We start from the raw sequence: 18601 nt of genomic DNA on the forward strand, positions 1-18601 counted from the left end.
TCATTAGGCCCAGGCTACATCCAAAATCATCATCACCACAAAGCCAATCATAAAACCTAGTACCGCAAGGTCGGTATATTTGTCACGTTGGGTTTCTGGAATCACCTCCTCAATCACTACAAAAATCATAGCACCTGCAGCAAAAGACAATGCAAAAGGCAGGATGTTTTTCATGTAAATCACAGCAACAGCACCAATAACCCCAGCCATTGGCTCCACTATTGCAGAAAGTTGTCCATACCAAAAACTCTTTCTTCTACTCATCCCCGCACGTCTGAGCGGCATAGACACAGCCATACCCTCGGGGATATTTTGAATCCCAATACCCACTGCCAATGCTACGGCAGCAGTAATGCTTGCTCCTTCCAAACCTAAAGAAGCCGATCCAAATAAAATCCCAATGGCAAGCCCTTCCGGAATATTGTGCAAGGTAATAGCCAATAACAATAAGGTGGATTTTTGCCAGGAAGTTGGGATTCCTTCTTTTTCGGAACTACCAAAATTAATGTGTAAGTGCGGCAAGAGTTTATCCAAGGCAAAAATAAAAAGCCCTCCCAATAAGAACCCAGAAGCAACAGGAAGCCAATGCATAGTTGGGAAGATTTCTTTCGCATACTCCAAACTTGGATTCAGCAAAGACCAAAAACTGGCTGCAATCATAACCCCTCCCGTAAACCCTAGCATGGTATCAAAAAAAGCACGGTTGATCGTGCGAAACAAGAATACAATAGAAGCACCCAAGGCAGTCATCAACCAAGTAAAGCTGGTAGCCGCTAAAGCTGCTTTTACCGGACCTAATTGTAAGGCAATCTCTTCTAGATATTCAAACATATACATTCTACAAAAATCGTCGAAAGCTAATCATTTTTGCAGAAAAAGTGCCTTAAATGCCTGCTTTTATGTAAATCCAACCTTGCTCCTGCTTCATCACTATTTCCAGAATCCCAGCCGGAATAAATTCGGATAGGCCTAAAAACTGTGTTTTCTGCAATTTTCGTTGGCTCATTGTATTCTCACATACCATAAATACCACCCCTTTTTCAACCAATGCGTTGATTCGTTCTGTGTAGGGATTTTCTTCATTCCGCATCAAATCAATCCCCATACCATGAGTCACCACTTCAATCTGAGCATTGGGGGCTGCATTAAGTACATTTTCTAACTGTCTCAAGAATTTGTCATGGACATCAACATTCCCGTCTGCAAGTTGGTAAATGATTTTATGTGCAGCTTCTGATATTACCTGTCCGTGAGTGAAAGAAATGAAACCTACAAGAAAAAAAACTATTAATAATAAACTTTTCATACATATGTATTTTTAGATTTTTGAAAGTCCTTTAAGATTGACATAGAACGAATGCCTCAAAGACTGCTTTTTAAAGAGATTTTTAAGGCAAAAGTTTTTATTTCGTAATTATGATTATGTGCAATACTACCATTCAATGAATATTTGAAATAGTATCATGCGGATAATCATCCGTGTTCAGCAGTTATCAGACCAAAGCCATTTAAAATAAATCTCAATTAGTATTGTAAGTGGTTCCTATTGTGAAAGCGGATATACATTTAATTACTTTAAACAAGGCTAAATTACCCAAAATCTAACCAAATCTCCGTGTTGTAGGTCACATTTAAAAATTAAAATTTAAACTGATTACCAAATTCCTTCCAGGAGCTGCAATACCAGAGCTATAAGTCCTGTACCGTACATCCGTTATGTTTTCAAGACTGGAGTTGAGTGTACACAATCGATTAAACCTGTATTGAAAATTGAAATTTAGTGTGGTCCATGCAGGGCTGAATGGTCTTCCTAGTTCATCTTTGGCATACAACTCCGGTTTGCCGCGTTCTTCCAATGGTAGCTTCTCAAAAGAAAAAGAGCCTGCATATTCTGCAAAGAACTGTAAGCGGAGTTTTTTGTACTGAAAATCCAAACGGGTCAAGCCAAAAGTGGGTGGGGCATGGCGACTGGGACTTTTTTCTCCGGATTCCATTTCTTCGATTCCTTGCTGTATATTCAACTTCGATTGCAATGTCCAGGATGATAAAAATTTATATTCCAGTCCCAGCTGTAAACCTGCAATCCGTACAAATGAAGCGTTTTGCAAGCTTAACACTTGGCTCAATGTTCCATCGTAAAAAATACTATCCAACCCATTGAGTTGGCTTGTTCTTCGTACTAAGCCTTGATTTAGGTAAGTATAATAGCCAGTCACATCCAAAAGGATTTGTTCCTTTACCACTTTCCCTACATTCAGTTCTACATTGTAGGCTTCTTCTGCTTGTAAGGAAGGGTTAGGCACCATCACAGAACCTGGCTCCGAATCAAAAAATTTTCCAATATCGTCCACATTAGGTGCCCGAAAACCCTTGGAGGCATTCACATGCATTATCCAACCATCTTCGGAAGAAAAAACCCATCCAAGGCTACCAATCAATGCTCCATCAGCAAGGGAAGCTTGCTCAAAAGGAAGTGGATAAAAAGAAAGATTATTTGTGAAATCCGCATTCAATCCAAAAAAATTATAGCGAAGCCCTCCTTGAATCAGGGAATTTTTACTTAACGTAACTTGAGACGTGAGGTAGGCTGCTGCAGAATTCCATGTAGCTTCTGGATAGCGAGAAGGGCCTACTGTTTGAACTCCCGTGTTAATTGATATGTCTGTACCCTCAGAGCGAATATCATTGATCACTCCCTCCAGTCCATAAAAGAGTTTCACATTTTTAGATAAAGTTTTCACCAAATCAATATTGAGCGAATAGGCATCCACACGCTCTTCTCGCTCTCTTCGTGTGGAACTATTGAAGTTTCGGTCAATTCTACTTTCTTCAAAACGTTGATACGCTAGATTAATAGCGATTTGCTCATACCATCGGGAGACTGCATTGGAATGCTGTACATTGAGGTGGTGCATAGACCAAATCTGAGGACCATAAAGCCATTCTGCACTGCTAGGAAGACCATTGGGGCGCGTCCGGATCAAGCGATCAAAACGAGGAAAGTTACTGGTTTCCGACAAATGAAACGCATACTGGAAAGTCCAATTCCGCCGACTTTTATACCCAATTTTCTGCATAAGGTTAAGCTGTTCGTATCCTGAAGGAACTTGTAAGAGAGGGTTTGGATTTACTACCAAAACATCCTGTCCATCGATGCGCTGTACAAAACTAGGGCGTAAATATTCCGTGGGGCCTCTTCTGCCCATTCGGGAGTCACCAAACTCGTAGCGACTAATGCTTGTGACACCTGCCCACCGATGATTCCCATAAATCACATGCGCATGTCCTGTACGCTCTTGATTAGCTGTATTTCCACGGACACTTATGTTTCCTGTCACTTCAAAAACCTCTTGCTCTTGAAAAATGGGCTTCAAAGTCTCAAAACTCATCACAGCCCCAATAGCATCTGAGCCATACATAATTGAACCAGGGCCGAAGAAAATCTCCGTATTCTGAATTGCAAATGGGTCCAATGAAATTACATTATGTAAATTCCCACTCCTAAAAATCGCCGTATTCATCCGAACACCATCCACTGCATACAGCAATCGATTGGTAGAAAAACCCCTGATCATTGGACTCCCCCCTCCTTGTTGGCTTTTTTGTATAAATACATCTCCTGAAATATTGAGAAGGTCCGCTGCTGTCTGTGGATTGAGGAAATACTGATCTTCTTGGCTGATTTGACTAATTTTATTGGGAACTTGCTGCCTAGATTGGGACCAACGCGTCGCAGAAACTACCGCTCGCTGCAACGTGAGTTCACTGGCCTGCAGGTCTACTTGAAAATCCAGCTTTTGCAATTCTTCTAGACTCACTACTAAAGATTTATACCCAAATAAACGGAATTGGATCTGAGTTCCCTCCTTGACCAATTGAGTAATATCCGCTTTGCCAGCCGCATTTGTCTGAACAAAAAATTGCTGACTGACCGAAGATATTACTACAAACTCCAAGGCTTGATTACTTTGCACATCTCTTACGGATACTACTTGAGCAAAGGCTGAAGCAACTGAGAGTGTGAAAGCAATTAAAATAAGCAAAATCCTCATGGCACTAATTTACTTTCGTAAAAGTAGCAGTTTGATACTTATCCTAAAAAAGCTTTTGATGGACGGGTTAAGAATAGAAAATCCCGGCAAATCAAGTTTACAGTCAATATACACTTGAGCCACCGAGATTAATAAGATTAGAGGATGTCTTATAAACTTGCTTACGCTTTTCCTCTCAACATCCCCTTCCAATATAAGACTGGAAGCACGTGTTTTTTAAGAAGCCACATGCTGTATTGCTCTTTAGTGGTATCTATAAATTTGGATATCAGGGGATCAGAATCTCTGACATTATTGTATTTAAATTCAGCTAGAACCATTTTACTGTAGCCAGTAACAAGTGGGCAAGAAGAATATCCTTCATATCTTAATTCGGAAAGCGAATTATTTCGGATCAAGTGAATCAAATTTCCAACTACCACAGGGGCTTGCTTCCGCACAGCAGCACCAGTTTTGGCTGTTGGTAGAGCTGCTACATCACCTAAGGAAAAAACATTTGGGAATCTCTTGTGCTGCAAGGTATTGATATCTACATCTACCCATCCTTTGCTCAGCCCTTCCTGCATTGACACGGTTGAGTTTCGTACAAAATCAGGCGCTTGCTGAGGAGGTGCAATGTGAAGCATATCAAACTTCATAACAATCTCTGAATCTCCAACTAGTGACTCTCCTAAGGTATCCACTAACGTATCTGCACATTGAGCAATATTTTCATGGGTATACCTAAACGTGATCTCTTGCTTTTCTGCATCAATTTTGATGGGTGCGTAGTGAGGCTTGAAAAGAATATCACGCTCAATCACAATTTTATTTAAAGTCTTTGCAAATTCCTTGACTCCAAAAATCACTGTTCCAGGAGTAGCGAATACGACATTGGTTTTTTCACGTATGCCGGTTTTTCTTAAATATTCTTCAGCCAAATACATAATTTTTTGAGGGGCACCTCCACATTTGATCGGGGTTGTTGGTTGAGTAAATACAGCATTGCCTCCTTTGAAATTCTTCAAAACTTCCCAAGTATGTTCAGGGTCTGTATAATTACTACAAACTACACCTTTCCCTAAGGCTTCTTTAAGACCCGGAATCAATTCAGGAGCCATAATCAAACCGGGTGCTAAAACCAAGTAGTCATAAGTAATGGCTCCATTTTTAGCTGTGTTGACTGTGCTTTTTTCTGGTAGCAGTTCAACTGCTTTATCTTGGATCCATGTTACGCCTTTAGGTATGTATTTCGCCTCGGGGCGCTCTGTATCTTTAAACTTGTAGTTGCCTGCACCTACCAAAGTCCATGCTGGTTGATAATAATGCTTATCGGATGGTTCTAAAATAGCTACTTGGAGGTCTTTTGCTTTTCTGCGCAATTGGGCAGCAACGGTAATTCCCGCAGTCCCGCCTCCAATAATTAAAATTTGATAGTGGCTCATGGATATATTGTTTAATTTATGATATAAAAATACCTCTGATAATCATCAAAAATGGTGATAAACATCACAAAAAAAGCCTCCCTTTCGGAAGGCTTACATGGGCGTATTTTTACTAAGCAACTTACATTATCGGAGCTTCCGGGTTAATGTCAAAATCAATCAATTCCGGCTCTATTTCTAACATGACAGGAGCTTCATCTTCAGCGATAACACCTCTATCAATCAATTCTGCAATCATATCCATCTGAATTCCTAATTCCAACCCATCGGAGTGCCCTTCTTTAAACTTAGCCAAAAGCTCATCATTGCTCAATTCAGCATAGCGAGCATTTCTGGCTTCTTTGATCTTCATCTTTTTTTCTTCGATCAATCGAAGTTTACGCTCTTCCAGATTTTTATCCAGTTCGTCTAAATATTCCGCAGAAAAAGCACCTGTGTAAAAGGGTGCTTCATCTAAAGGTATTTTTTCAACTGTACCATCTGAATGCACCACAGTAAATTCCTCCACATCCTCTAAAATATATTCATCGCCTGTTTCTACATCGACTATTTTATCGTCTTCATAAACAAAACGCTGCTCTAACGTTTTTTCGCCGGTACAAGCCGCCAAAAAAGAAACGATGAGCATTCCAACAATCCATATCTTTTTCATAATTCTTTCAATTTAATAAAGTGTTTTATCTGATTTGTTTTTCCATTCCTCAAATACCTCCCAAGCCTCCTCTTTCATCAGTTGTTGAAAAGGAATTTTTCGCTGCTCAAACGGCAGTTTCAATTCCTCATAAATGAATTGATCATCAAAATCAATGCGAGCTGCATCGATTTTGGTATTGGCATAATAAACTTTAGCTGGTCGAGCCCAATAAATAGCACCTAAACACATCGGGCAAGGCTCACAGGAAGTATATAAAATACAACCATCCAATTGAAAATGTCCGAGCGACTTGCAGGCATCTCTGATAGCAACTACCTCCGCGTGTGCAGTAGGATCATTGCTGCTTGATACCGCATTAGAGCCTTTTCCGACTACTTCTCCATCCTTTACGATGACACAGCCAAACGGCCCTCCAACACCTGCCCTTATCCCTTCTCTGGATAAGTCAATGGCCATTTTCATGAATTTTTGATGTTCTGAATGCATAGTTGTGATTATCAACATAAATATACGAAAAATAAGGCGAATTGTTCCAAACTAATCACCGTAAACTTGATAAATTGAGCTATCAAACAAAATAAAATATCAAATTGAGCTCAAAAAAAACTTATTTATTTCTTTATACAGCTGAAATCATCAAAAAATCAGGTTATGAGTAAACTCATTTGCTAACCTCTCAAAGTTGTAAAAAATAACCAACTTCGGAAGACAATCCTTCATTGCTAGGCAGAAAAAGAATTTTTTATGTGATATAATTTGAATCGCGGATAGTCCTTTTGCTTCAGCAGGAGAAATTGATAAACTACTTCATCCATCTATCCATAAATTTCATAAACCCTTCTTTATAATGCTCGCTTACTGCTAACTGGGAATCTCCTACTTGTAACATATTTTTGCTGATGGAATCAATGTGATGGATATTGACGATGGTTGAGCGATGAACCCTCAAAAAATCTGATGCAGGAAGTAATTCCTCCATATTTTTCATACTTGTAAGCGAAAGCAATGGGTTTGCTTTGGATTTTAGATGAACTTTTACATAGTCCTTGTATGCTTCTACATACATGATATCCGCTAGCATTACTTTTATAAGTTGATACTCTACTTTTAAAAAAATAAAATCACTTGTTCCTGCATGGGGAGACGTGTTGGATGAAAATTGTAGTTTTTCATAAAATTCGTAAGCTTTTGAAGTTGCTTTCAAAAACTCTTCATAACTGAATGGCTTCAACAAATAATCGAGTGCGTCCACCTTGTACCCTTCAATAGCAAATTGATTGTACGCGGTGGTAAATACTATTTTTGGCTTCTTGCCAGCTTGCTTGCCATCAATGATCCTGGCCAATTCCATCCCTGACAAGTCTGGCATTTGAATGTCCAAAAAAATGAGTTCGATTTCCTGATTATTGATGAATTGTAAGGCATCTATGGCATTGTCAAACCTTCCTTTCAACTCCAAAAATGAAGTTTGATTGATAAATTTACATACCAATTCCAATGCTAAAGGCTCATCATCAACGGCAATACACTTTATCTTCATGTCATTTCCATTTAACTAAGACTAAATATTGTACGCTACGCTAGCAAAATTAGACTTTCTATTCTATTCACTATCGTATTAAAAATAACCCGTGCACTTCTTTAGGAAAGTGTCAATGTCAGGTGAACATCATACTCCCCCTCCTCCAAGTCTTCTCGGATTTCTAATTGATAGCTCGAAGGATAGAGCAAATCGAGTCTTCTTTTGGTATTTGTCAATCCGATGCCACTCGCTTTGGCTTCCGGTGAATCTTCCGCTAATTTAAAAATCCTATTGCTCGTCATCAATACGAGTTGTTGGTCAACTTTTCGTATAACGATATGGATAGGACTTTCTTGCTGGGAACTGATTCCATGCTTGAAGCAATTTTCAATGAATGGCAACAAAATCATCGGAGCAATTTCTGCATCTTCAATTTTCTCAGGAAGGTCTACTTGCAGCTGAACTTTGGAAGATAGCCTCAATCGCATCAATTCGAGGAAATCTTTGATAAAATCAAGCTCCTTGGTCAGCAAGGTGTGATTTTTCTCTGTCTCATACAAAACATAGCGCATCATCCGACTTAATTTTAGCAAAGCGGTTTTTGCCTTTTCCACATCAATATTCGCCAGAGAATAGATATTATTGAGTGTATTGAAAAAGAAATGAGGATTAATTTGAGCCTTCAGGTACAATAATTCAGAATTGGTTTTTTCCTGCTCCAGCTCCAGTCGGAATTTTTCATCTGTTTGCCACTTTTGGATGGTTGCAATGCTCGTGCTGATGCCTGCTGACATATAGAACACCAATAGATTGGAGACATCGTAAGAATAGTTTCTAGGCCTGGGGGTATAAGGAACATTCGGTCTAAATACGCCATGCATTACCTCCTGCATGCTCCATAGCTCATCGTATACTATTAAAATGACAATGTATACTGCACCTGCCAAAAAATTATATGTCAGGAACTTTGCGATTTGATTTTTGAATAAAAATTGCTGGCTGAGGTAAAAGTAATTGATATAAAAAATGGCAATCAGGATACTGAACATGATGATTTGCTTCAACCAATAAGGAAAGGGAAACGAGAGTCCAGAAGAAATCGGGAACAGCAAGAATAAAATAAAACCCACCAAGGCCCAGATCAGGATATGAGCGAGAAGAGAGATATTTTTCTTAAAGGTTAGTTGTTGCATACTTTTACGGTCAATCGAATGTAAAGAAAAATATTATTTTACACAATATACATTCTAATCTACCAAACAGGGCATCTCAACGACCAATCAGTGATTTTAGGGGATAAAATTTTGTCTGTTTACACAATCAATGTTTGGTCTGGTAAAAGTAGGAACTCGTCGAGATAATCACCTGTACTGTCTAGTTCATTTTTTTTTGATTTGCCACTTATCTTCCTTTGTTACCGTAAACTATCCGCTAGAAATGAAAACGCTAAACCAACTCTTCATCACCTTACTTGTATTTACTGGGGCAATTAGCCAGCATACTTACGCTCAAACAAGTGAAGATTCAAAACCCGTCTACCAAATTATTGGGAAAGTCTTTGAAAAAGAAAAAAACGAAGCCATACCATATGCTGCGGTAGCACTTGTAGATGCTGCCACTGGCAGTCCTGTATCAGGTGCAGTGGCAGGTTTTGATGGCGAGTTTATCATTGCCAACTTTGGAGATGGCGCCTACAAGGTGCAAGTATCTTTTTTGGGCTTCCAATCCTATACCTCCTCTATTATAACCATCGATCCCAACAATTTCAAAGTGGATTTGGGACAAATTGCCTTAGAAACTGAGGCTGTTGCCTTGCAGGAAGTCACGGTGATGGGCCAACGGGATTTGATCGAGGAAAAAGTAGATCGGACCATCTATAACGCAGAAAATGATAAAACCTTGATTGGGGGAGATGCAACTGATGTGATGAGAAGAGTCCCTATGCTTTCTGTGGATTTGGATGGTAATGTCTCCATGAGAGGAAGCAGCAATATTTTGGTATTGATCAATGGAAAACAGTCTGCTATCGTAGCTAGTAATGTAGCAGATGCCTTAAAGCAAATACCCGCTGAAGAAATCAAAGCGATAGAAGTTATCACTTCTCCCTCTGCCAAGTACGATGCAGAAGGTACTGGGGGGGTAATCAACATTGTTACCAAAAAGAATAATCTTCAAGGTGCAACCTTAAACATCAACTCCAGTGCAGGACTTCGTGGCAGTAACTTGGGGTTAAACGCAAGTTTGAAAAGGGGGAAAATGGGTTGGACACTGGGAGGATTCGGACGAGCAGGTTACAATATCCGTGGCTTCTTCGATAATCAACAAACAGTAACCAATGCCGATGGTTCATCTTTGCAAATCAATCAATATGCCGATACTCGGAGCAACATGATTTTTGGGCGCTACAATCTAGGCTGGGATTATGAAATCGATAAGTTTAATTTCCTTACTGCATCTGTAAGTTTTGGTTTAAGAAATATGCAGAACAATCAGGATGGATTAAAAACTGAGACGCTTTTTGAAGAAACGGTGATAAGTTCACTTTTAAGAGACGTAAACGTCAGTAATCTTTCGAATAACGTAGATGTAAACTTCAACTACACCAAAACCTACGAGAAACCACAAAAAGAATTTTCCATTTCAGGCTTATACAGTCAAAATAATCTCACCAATGATTTCATCAACAGCTTATACAATGGCACCTTTGATGATATCCTGAGCAGGGTTAAAAATAACAACCTAGGAGTCAATCAGGAATATACCATTCAATTGGATTACGTAAATCCGATTGGAAATAGTAAGACTAAAATTTTGGAATACGGTGCAAAAAATATCCTGAGAAGAGCTTCAAGTGATTTCGCCTATTTCACTGCCATCGGTTCAGATGGAGAGTTTGTGGAAATTGATGATGTGAATTTCTCAAATGAATTCACCTACGATCAAAATGTCACCGCTGCCTATGCCTCATTTACTAGCAATTTCTTAAAAAAGTATTCATTCAAAGGGGGGTTGCGTTATGAATATACCACCATCAATGCAGACTTCAGGAATTCGGAAATAGAAGCAGATATCCCTTCGTATGGAGTTTTGGTTCCAAGTGTAAACCTAAGCAGAAGATTAGAAAACGGCAAAATGATCAAGGCCGCCTATAACAAGCGGGTACAAAGACCTTCTTTAAATTTCTTGAACCCAAACATCAATGCTGCTAATCCTCAACAAATTTCTCAAGGAAATCCACTTTTAGATCCAGAATTGACGGATAACTATGAGCTTTCCTATAGCACATTTAGCAAAGGAACGACCATCAATTTCACTACCTTCTTTAGAAATACCACCGGATCCATCCAACCCGTAAGGACCGTACAGGAAGATGACATCATCTTTACCACGTTTGAAAACATTGGACGTGAAAAAGCCTACGGGTTAAGTATATTCTCAAACATTACCCTCTCGGACAAATTCTCATTGAATGGTAGTGTGGACGGCTATTATGCCCGTTTAAATAATGGATTAGAGGATCCACTTTATGCAGCATCCAATGATGGTTTTGTTTTCTCTGGAAGAATTTTCGCCAACTATTCTCTACCCAACAACTGGCAATTACAATCCTTCGCATTTATGAGAGGTAGACAAGTACAATTGCAGGGTACAGCGGGTGCCTTTGGCATCTACAGCTTGAATATCAACAAGCAGTTTAATGAAAAAAAGGGCAGTATAGGATTTGGAGCTGAAAACTTCTTTACACCGGTATTCAGAATCAACAATGAACTCTTTACTCCATCCATCATGCAACAAAGTACGGTTGGACTACGCAATATGAATTTCAAAGTAAACTTCAACTATAGGATAGGCAAATTAAGTATGGAGCCTAGCCGAAGAAAAAGAAGAGGTGTTACTAACGATGACTTGAAAGGCGGAGGAGAAGGAAACGAAAACATGAATTAATGTAACATAGATTGATAATTTCAAAAACCTACTGGGATGTTCTCGGTAGGTTTTTTTATACCTCAAACTCTTTAAAAAATTTATTTTCAGCCTCTACTGTTCCGATCAAAACTATTTCAATTCCTTTCTCCAATATACTGGAAGGGTCAGGATTGACCTCCATTCCTCCAGCCCGCTTCAATGCGATCACGGTACATCCGGTTTCTTTGCGTATGTCACTTTCAGCAATTGACTTGCCTTCTAATGATTCAGGAACTTTTATTTTGATCAAATCTAACCCCTCTGCCACCATGAGTGTATCGCTTCTATTGAGTAAGTTGAGAATATTATTGGAACCCATAGAAGCATAGGATAGCACAAAATCCGCACCTGCCCTATGAATGGTACTCAAATTACGGTCATAAGTAGCTCTGGTGATAACCTGAATATCCGGACGTAGCTTTCTGCAATAAATCGTCAAATAGGTATTGACATCGTCTTCATGGGTGGAAATGAGTACACATGGAGCATTTTGGATTCCTGCTTTGGATAAAGTTTCATAATCCGCCGCATCTCCGAAAACATACTTCCCTGTATCCTTGATTCTGTCCTGCACTTTTTCAACAATCCTATAATCCAAGCCTCTTGCAGCGAGCGCACGCCCAGTTGCCCTACCTACTCTCCCGCCACCGATGATCACCAATGGTGCTGAACTTGGATTTTTGACACAGTATTGCCGATTGTAATTTTGGATTTGTTCCTCTGTTCCTGCCAGTACTAAAACGGTGTTTTCTTCAATCATTGTCTCTGGAGAAGCCGCTTCATAGTACCCACGCTCCCAAATACCCAACACACTGACCCCTACATGTGCGCGAAGATTTGTTTCTTTTAACTTTAAGCCTACCAATTGAGATCCTTTGACAGTTGCCTCCGCAATGTTCAGGTCTTCAAACTTTCCAATAATCTGAGCAGATGCATCTCCTCCACTCGCACGTCTAGCCAGGTAAGTTCCCATGATTTCTCCTAATCTCAGGACATGATTGCAACCAGCTAATTCAAGAATATCTTCAGAGGCAGGATAATTGCATGTGGCAATTATAGGCACCTTTGGACATACTTCCCGAACAGTAAAAGCCACGGAGGTGTTCATCACATCCGTCGTTGTAGTAGCTACCAAAGCTGCCTCATTTACCCTTGCATTCGTATATGTCTTCGGGTCATCGAGTTCCCCCAACATGACGAATACATCCATTTCCCTCAGCTTAAGCCCTTCTTCAAATTTGGTCACCAAAACAACATAAGGAACATGGATGCGAACCAACTTTTTAATCAATGCTTGGGTAACAGGGTCATAATTGGTCAAAATCACATGTCCTTTCATCCCCTCATCCAATGCTTTGGGAACCCGGGATTGCTCCTGAGCTTTCATCCATGGAGAATAGAAAAAATTTATAAAAATAAAGGGGAATAAAATCAATAAAAACAACATTCCTGTCAACAGTACGAGGACACTAAATGTTCTTCCCAAGTCAGTTTCAAAGGTGATGTCCCCAAAACCAAGGGTTGACATTACAGTCAAGGTCCAATAAAGTCCTGTTAACCAAGAAAACTCCCTCCCTTCAAAGGACATCAGGTAATGAAATGTGACCGTAAACACGGCAATAATAAAAAACAGCACCAAAGTAAACTTGAGAAGCAACTTCATATTCCTTCGATCAGGCTTATTTTTGATGAAATAGCTGATTTGTGTAAAAAGAATTTTCATAAAATCTACGAATGACTAGTCCTGTAAATGTAAGGAAATCATACGAAACCCTATACTCTTTAATAGAGCAATACCCACTTCCCGAAATCTTTTCGATGGGCAAAGGAAGTTAGAGGGAATTTTTCAGGAAACTTCAATAATTGCTTTTCACGAACCATCAGCACTGTTTGAGACAGGTCTTGCTGTTGCATCCAACCAGGTAATTCTTGCAAATTGATCAGATTATCCTTCCATGAATCAGTCTTTTCAAACTGTGTTTCCCGATTTAAACTTTCGTCACCATCGTATAAAGAAATTATATTTTTATCGGTTAAAAATGACATGGATGGCATTCGCTTATCGTAAATCCATAGATGTTTTTTGTCCGACAATTCCTCATTGATAAAAGCAGCAATCGGTTTTTGGTCATTAACCAAACCAGCATTTGATCCGAAAAAATAGGTAGAAGCAGCTGTGATACCCATGACAAACAAATATGCTCCAAAAACCGAGCGATCAATGACCTTAAACGGTATAACCCGAATTGAAATCAATAAAGATGCTGTAATCACCAGGAGAAAATAAAATTTATAGCTTAAGACCAATTGAGGTTCAATCAATGGACTCAAGGCCAATGCAGATAAAACCAACAGTTGAAAAGCAAATAATACCCAATCCCATTTTTTTTGAATTTGCTTTGAGAGACCCATCCAAACAGCGATGGATAGCATGGCTATACCTGGATAGACGGGTAAAATGTAAAGAATTAGTTTAGATTTACTAATAGAAAAGAAAATCAATGGAATCAATGTCCAGGCGAGCAACCACTTTACTTTTCGATCATTTCTCTTCCAACAGTCTTTGCTATTAAAAAGAACAATCAAAATCCATGGGAAAGCTGTACCCAAGACAATCGCTCCGTAAAACCAAAACGGCTGACTTCTACTAAAGGTATCTGTAGCAAAGCGTTGAACAGTATGTTTAAATACAAAATAATCCAAAAACTGCGCATCCTCTATATATAGGAGTACAAACCACGATAACCCAATGCTAAGAAAAAGGAAAGTTCCGAGCGTATGCCAACCAATCCCCAAATTCCCCTTGACACCCTGAAACCTTTGAACCACTATTAAAACAACCGGCACTATCAATACGACCGGTCCTTTGGTCAAAAAACCAAGCCCTAGCATGGAGTAAAAAAGCATGAGGTCCAATACCCTCTTTTTTTCAACGTATTTCAACCAAAACAACAGTGCAGCAAAAATAAAAACTGCTAAATAGGCATCTGTTGTCAGCGCTCTTCCGCCGATGATAAATGTGGGAAATGATGCGAATAACAAGGCAGAAAAGAATGCTTGTTTATCATTTTTGAATACCATCCCTGCAATCTTATACACCAGCCATAGCTGTAAGAGTAAAGCCCACTGCAAAAAGAAACGTGCCGACCAAGATGAGACCCCAAATATCTTATAGGATAAAGCCGTAATCCAATAAGTCATTGGAGGCTTGTGATAATGATGAATACCCATCAGTGTAGGGTGCATGTAATCACCGGATTCAACCATTTCCTGAGGTATCAAGGCATAGCGCGCTTCCGAACTTTCTGTCACTTCCCAGTTTCCCAAATTAAAAAACAAAACAAACCCAGTAAATAACCATAAAGCAGGAAATCTATATGCTTTAAATTTTTGTAAAATATCCATAGACTTTTCAAGTTTCGTAGCATGATGCAGAATTAAGTTTCTACTATAGACAACCAAACCAAAAGCTTGACCGATGAATAAGACTGCATCTTTTCTAAAAATAGCATAAACAGCGATAATGATTGCTCCTACCAAGCTGATGTACCAAAATGAAACAGGAAAGAGAGATTCTTGCTTTTTCTCTGAATACAGCCACTGCACCACAAACCGAGAGGTGAATATAAGCTGACCCAAGGTACCCCATGTTAAAAGTAGGCCTTCTATTTCGGGATTATCTAAAAACTTATCCCAGTTGTAATCGATGCCAAAAATCAGAACCCCCGCTATACCTAAAGGCAGGAGAAACGCAGCAAGCCTTGCAACTATAGGTAGTTCGTTCCAGTCACCTTTCAATTGTAAATTTCGGATATAGATGAGATACCCTACCAACTGCCCTCCTACAATGACGAGGTCATTTCTGAAAAACCCATAAATCATCAATAATAAAGAGGCGAATAAACTTAACTGCCAAAAAAGACTTGGCGAGACTACCTTATTTTCTTTTTCAGATTGTAGGAGTTGCACGATAAAACGGGCAGAAAAAAGCCCTTGGGCTAATAGGCCAAGTCCAATGATCAAATATCCACTCATGCAGATGGAAGTTGGGGTTTTTTGAACGTAGCAACCTTGTATTGGATAGCCCGTTTCTTCAGGCGATGTACTACTAGTGTATCTAAAAAGGGCTGTACTATCCTATTGAACGCATTAAATTTTGATTCACCAGCCTGCCTTGGAAAGTGCTGTACCGGTAAAACTTTCACTTGCCCTCCATAAATTTGTGTCAATGCAGGGAAAAAGCGATGAACACCGTTAAAATAGGGTAATTGCAATGCAAATTTTCGTTGGAATATTTTTAAAGGACAGCCGGTATCATTCATTCCATCATGCAGAAAACTGTTGCGAAACCAGTTAGCGAAGTTAGAAGATAAACGCTTCCCAAAACCATCTTGCCGATGTTGTCGCTCTCCTGTCACCAATTGATAGGTGCTGATATACTTTTCAAATGTACAAAAATCCAGTGGACTCGTTTGTAAATCAGCATCTATGTACCCTACAAACTCGCTTTCACAATGGTCAAATCCAGCTTTAATTGCAGCACTTAAACCTTTGTTTTGAGAAAAAGACAAAAATCCAAAGCGTGCGTCTTCCATACATACCTGTTCAATTAATGATAAACTTCCATCTTTAGAACCATCGTTGACAAAAAGAACCAAAACAGTCAACGAAGACTCCGCCATGTATTGTTGCAAAGAGTCTTTAATTCTGAAAATATTTCCTTCTTCGTTGAAAACAGGGATGACGACGGTTAGAGCTTCATTCATAGATTGGGAACTAAACTACAAATTTAACCTTCTTCTCATTCTGTCCCTAACAAATCCAGTTTTTTTCAAAAATATGAAATAAACTTCTGCAACTCATTTGATTTGGATCTCAAAACAAAATCGCAAACTATTAAAGACCAGAAACCAAAATGATACAGAAAAACAAAAAATTGATCTGTAGAGGACTGATTTACACCCTATGTGATAAAAAAATTAACTAATTAAGAAAAGTAAGAGTAAAAAGGAACCCATAAAAAAAGGAGTCTTATAAAAAGACTCCTGCTTTGGGTTACATTGAAACTGACTATAGCCATATAAACTTTGGTTTTTTGAAAGGATGACTTCTTTTTTAAAGACCAAAATTTTCTAAACCTAATAAAAACATAACAAATGGCAATAAATCTTTTAATAAATTTTCCAGCAAGTTTGATTTTATTTGGTTTGTTGAACAAAAACATGTAAACAATCAACAAAATTACTCACATGTATCAATGAGTCATTTTATCCACTATTGAAAACCACTTGACGCAAGGGTCTTTAAATTATTTATGGTAAAAAAGAGAAATGAAAAGCTAGTCAACATTTAGTTTAAAATATTTTTTTTCAAAAAACAGAAGTAATTGAAGATTAATTTTCGAACAATAAAATTTTCGAAATCGATTGTAAATGCATTTAAAAGCCAAAAATCCACACTTTTGACGTCTATTAAGTTTTAGGATTTATTTTTTCCTCCTTCTTAATATTAATTTAAAATGCATTTTTTTTGATTTAAAAATCATTTTGCAGTATATTTACATCGTATTAGGGACTAAAATTATTTGCAATGAAAACGAAAAAACTAAGCTTCGTCGGCTTTGGTGACGTAATTAGCTTAACTTTTGTGTATTTGATGATTGTCAGTTGGGTTGGGTTAAACAATGATACTCCCACTTGGATGCTTTCAACCATTTACATTGGATTGCTTTTTACGTGGCTGTCTATTGCCTTTTCCAGAGATCTTTATTTAATCTGGGGCACAGACACTCAAATCAGTGTCAAGTTTAAGAAATACTTCGAATCGTATTTCATATTGGCAGGAATTTTAGGAATTGTATACTTATTTATTTCCTTTCCTGCAGAATTTAGAAAGTTTTTGGTGACTTTCCTCGTTAGTTTTCCATTAACTGTAATTTTTGTACATTCTTTAATTTACAGATTTACTTCCAAAGTTGAAGAGATTCGTCTCAAAAACAGCAAAATTTTATTGGCGGGGAGTCCTAATCATGCTTACAAATTAGAGTCGCTATTTGGCAAAATGGAAAATGCCAAGTTACGCATCAAAGGTATCATTGATTGCGGGTTTGAAGCATCGGATGAGAAATACGAAACCTCATTAGCGAACCTATCTACTTATGTTAGTCAAAACGATGTCAATGAAATAATTGTGACGCTTCCTTTGACAGAACAAGATAAAATCAATCAGATCAGAAAAATCTGTGACTATGAGGGAATCCGTTTCAAGTACGCCTTGAATATGGAGGGATTGTTTGGAGAGAAATGTAAGGCACAGCAGTTTGGAGATTATCAGGTGATCAATGTTCGTCATGTACCTTTGGACAACACTGCCCAGATGATGATGAAGGATGTATTTGATATTATCTTCTCTTCGTTTGCCTTGATATTAACGTCCCCTATTTTACTAGTAGTTGCAATTTTAATTAAACTAGAATCGGCTGGACCGGTATTTTATTGTCCTATCAGAATAGGAAAAAATGGGGAAGCTTTTAAGCTTTATAAATTCCGATCCATGTATGTAAACGATCCTGCATCATCTGGGACAAATTCCACGCAAAAAGATGATCCGCGGATCACAAGAGTTGGAAGGTTTATTAGAAAATGCAGTTTGGATGAACTTCCTCAGTTTATCAATGTATTAAAAGGAGAAATGAGCGTAGTTGGTCCTAGACCTCACCGAGTGTTTTTGAACAATAAAATGCGTGATTTATCAGATCAATATATGATCAGACATTATTCTAAGCCGGGAATCACTGGTTGGGCTCAGGTCAATGGTTGGAGAGGACCGACAGAAACTGAAGAACAAATTACCGAGCGAACCAAGCATGATTTGTGGTATTTGAAAAATTGGACTTTTTTCTTAGATGTCAAAATTGTTTGGATGACTATCTTCGGAAGCAAAACACATAAGTCAGCATTTTAATGGTCCAAACATTTAAAAA

13 protein-coding genes are annotated in these 18601 nt (G+C 38.6%); 2 read left to right on the top strand and 11 right to left on the bottom strand.

Going from position 1 to position 18601, the window contains the following annotated elements; translation table 11 throughout:
- Positions 1–3: 3 nt before the first annotated feature.
- From IPZ59_RS19005 to IPZ59_RS19040, 8 genes are all read right to left on the bottom strand, one after another.
- Positions 4–831, bottom strand: coding sequence for a ZIP family metal transporter (locus IPZ59_RS19005; protein WP_236137619.1), 828 nt, complete (start codon positions 829–831; stop codon positions 4–6).
- Between the two features lie 52 nt (positions 832–883).
- Positions 884–1306 carry a DsrE family protein gene (locus IPZ59_RS19010; RefSeq protein WP_236137620.1) on the bottom strand — a complete coding sequence of 141 codons (423 nt, stop codon included), beginning with the start codon at positions 1304–1306 and terminating at the stop codon, positions 884–886.
- 325 nt (positions 1307–1631) lie between these two features.
- Positions 1632–4052: a TonB-dependent receptor plug domain-containing protein gene (locus IPZ59_RS19015; RefSeq protein ID WP_236137621.1), complete on the bottom strand. Its 2421-nt coding sequence runs from the start codon at positions 4050–4052 to the stop codon at positions 1632–1634.
- Positions 4053–4213: 161 nt separating this feature from the next.
- Positions 4214–5476, bottom strand: coding sequence for an NAD(P)/FAD-dependent oxidoreductase (locus IPZ59_RS19020; RefSeq protein WP_236137622.1), 1263 nt, complete (start codon positions 5474–5476; stop codon positions 4214–4216).
- Between the two features lie 121 nt (positions 5477–5597).
- The gene (locus IPZ59_RS19025) at positions 5598–6128 is read right to left on the bottom strand and encodes a hypothetical protein (RefSeq protein WP_236137623.1); all 531 of its coding nucleotides are present in this window, start codon (positions 6126–6128) and stop codon (positions 5598–5600) included.
- A gap of 12 nt (positions 6129–6140) precedes the next feature.
- Entirely contained in the window at positions 6141–6617 is a 477-nt protein-coding gene (locus IPZ59_RS19030; RefSeq protein WP_236137624.1) for a nucleoside deaminase, read from the bottom strand.
- Between the two features lie 316 nt (positions 6618–6933).
- Positions 6934–7671, bottom strand: coding sequence for a LytR/AlgR family response regulator transcription factor (locus IPZ59_RS19035; RefSeq protein ID WP_236137625.1), 738 nt, complete (start codon positions 7669–7671; stop codon positions 6934–6936).
- Between the two features lie 101 nt (positions 7672–7772).
- Positions 7773–8846, bottom strand: coding sequence for a sensor histidine kinase (locus IPZ59_RS19040; RefSeq protein WP_236137626.1), 1074 nt, complete (start codon positions 8844–8846; stop codon positions 7773–7775).
- A gap of 244 nt (positions 8847–9090) precedes the next feature.
- On the opposite strand from IPZ59_RS19040, the gene IPZ59_RS19045 reads away from it, so the two are divergent.
- Entirely contained in the window at positions 9091–11598 is a 2508-nt protein-coding gene (locus IPZ59_RS19045) for an outer membrane beta-barrel family protein (RefSeq protein WP_236137627.1), read from the top strand.
- A 55-nt stretch (positions 11599–11653) separates the two neighbouring features.
- Here IPZ59_RS19045 and IPZ59_RS19050 read toward each other — a convergent pair whose 3' ends face one another.
- From IPZ59_RS19050 to IPZ59_RS19060, 3 genes are read right to left on the bottom strand one after another with little or no spacing between them, the layout of a single operon-like run.
- Entirely contained in the window at positions 11654–13342 is a 1689-nt protein-coding gene (locus IPZ59_RS19050; RefSeq protein WP_236137628.1) for a potassium channel family protein, read from the bottom strand.
- A 59-nt stretch (positions 13343–13401) separates the two neighbouring features.
- Positions 13402–15654, bottom strand: coding sequence for a lipid-A-disaccharide synthase N-terminal domain-containing protein (locus tag IPZ59_RS19055; RefSeq protein WP_236137629.1), 2253 nt, complete (start codon positions 15652–15654; stop codon positions 13402–13404).
- Complete coding sequence (locus IPZ59_RS19060) at positions 15651–16385, bottom strand: glycosyltransferase (RefSeq protein WP_236137630.1); 735 nt, start codon at positions 16383–16385, stop codon at positions 15651–15653. Before IPZ59_RS19060 ends, IPZ59_RS19055 begins: the two co-directional genes overlap by 4 nt.
- An 823-nt stretch (positions 16386–17208) precedes the next feature.
- Here IPZ59_RS19060 and IPZ59_RS19065 point away from each other — a divergent pair.
- The gene (locus IPZ59_RS19065) at positions 17209–18582 is read left to right on the top strand and encodes an exopolysaccharide biosynthesis polyprenyl glycosylphosphotransferase (RefSeq protein WP_236137631.1); all 1374 of its coding nucleotides are present in this window, start codon (positions 17209–17211) and stop codon (positions 18580–18582) included.
- Positions 18583–18601 lie beyond the last annotated feature (19 nt).

The sequence above is a fragment of the Mongoliitalea daihaiensis genome, from assembly GCF_021596945.1.
GTDB classification, from domain to species: domain Bacteria; phylum Bacteroidota; class Bacteroidia; order Cytophagales; family Cyclobacteriaceae; genus Mongoliitalea; species Mongoliitalea daihaiensis.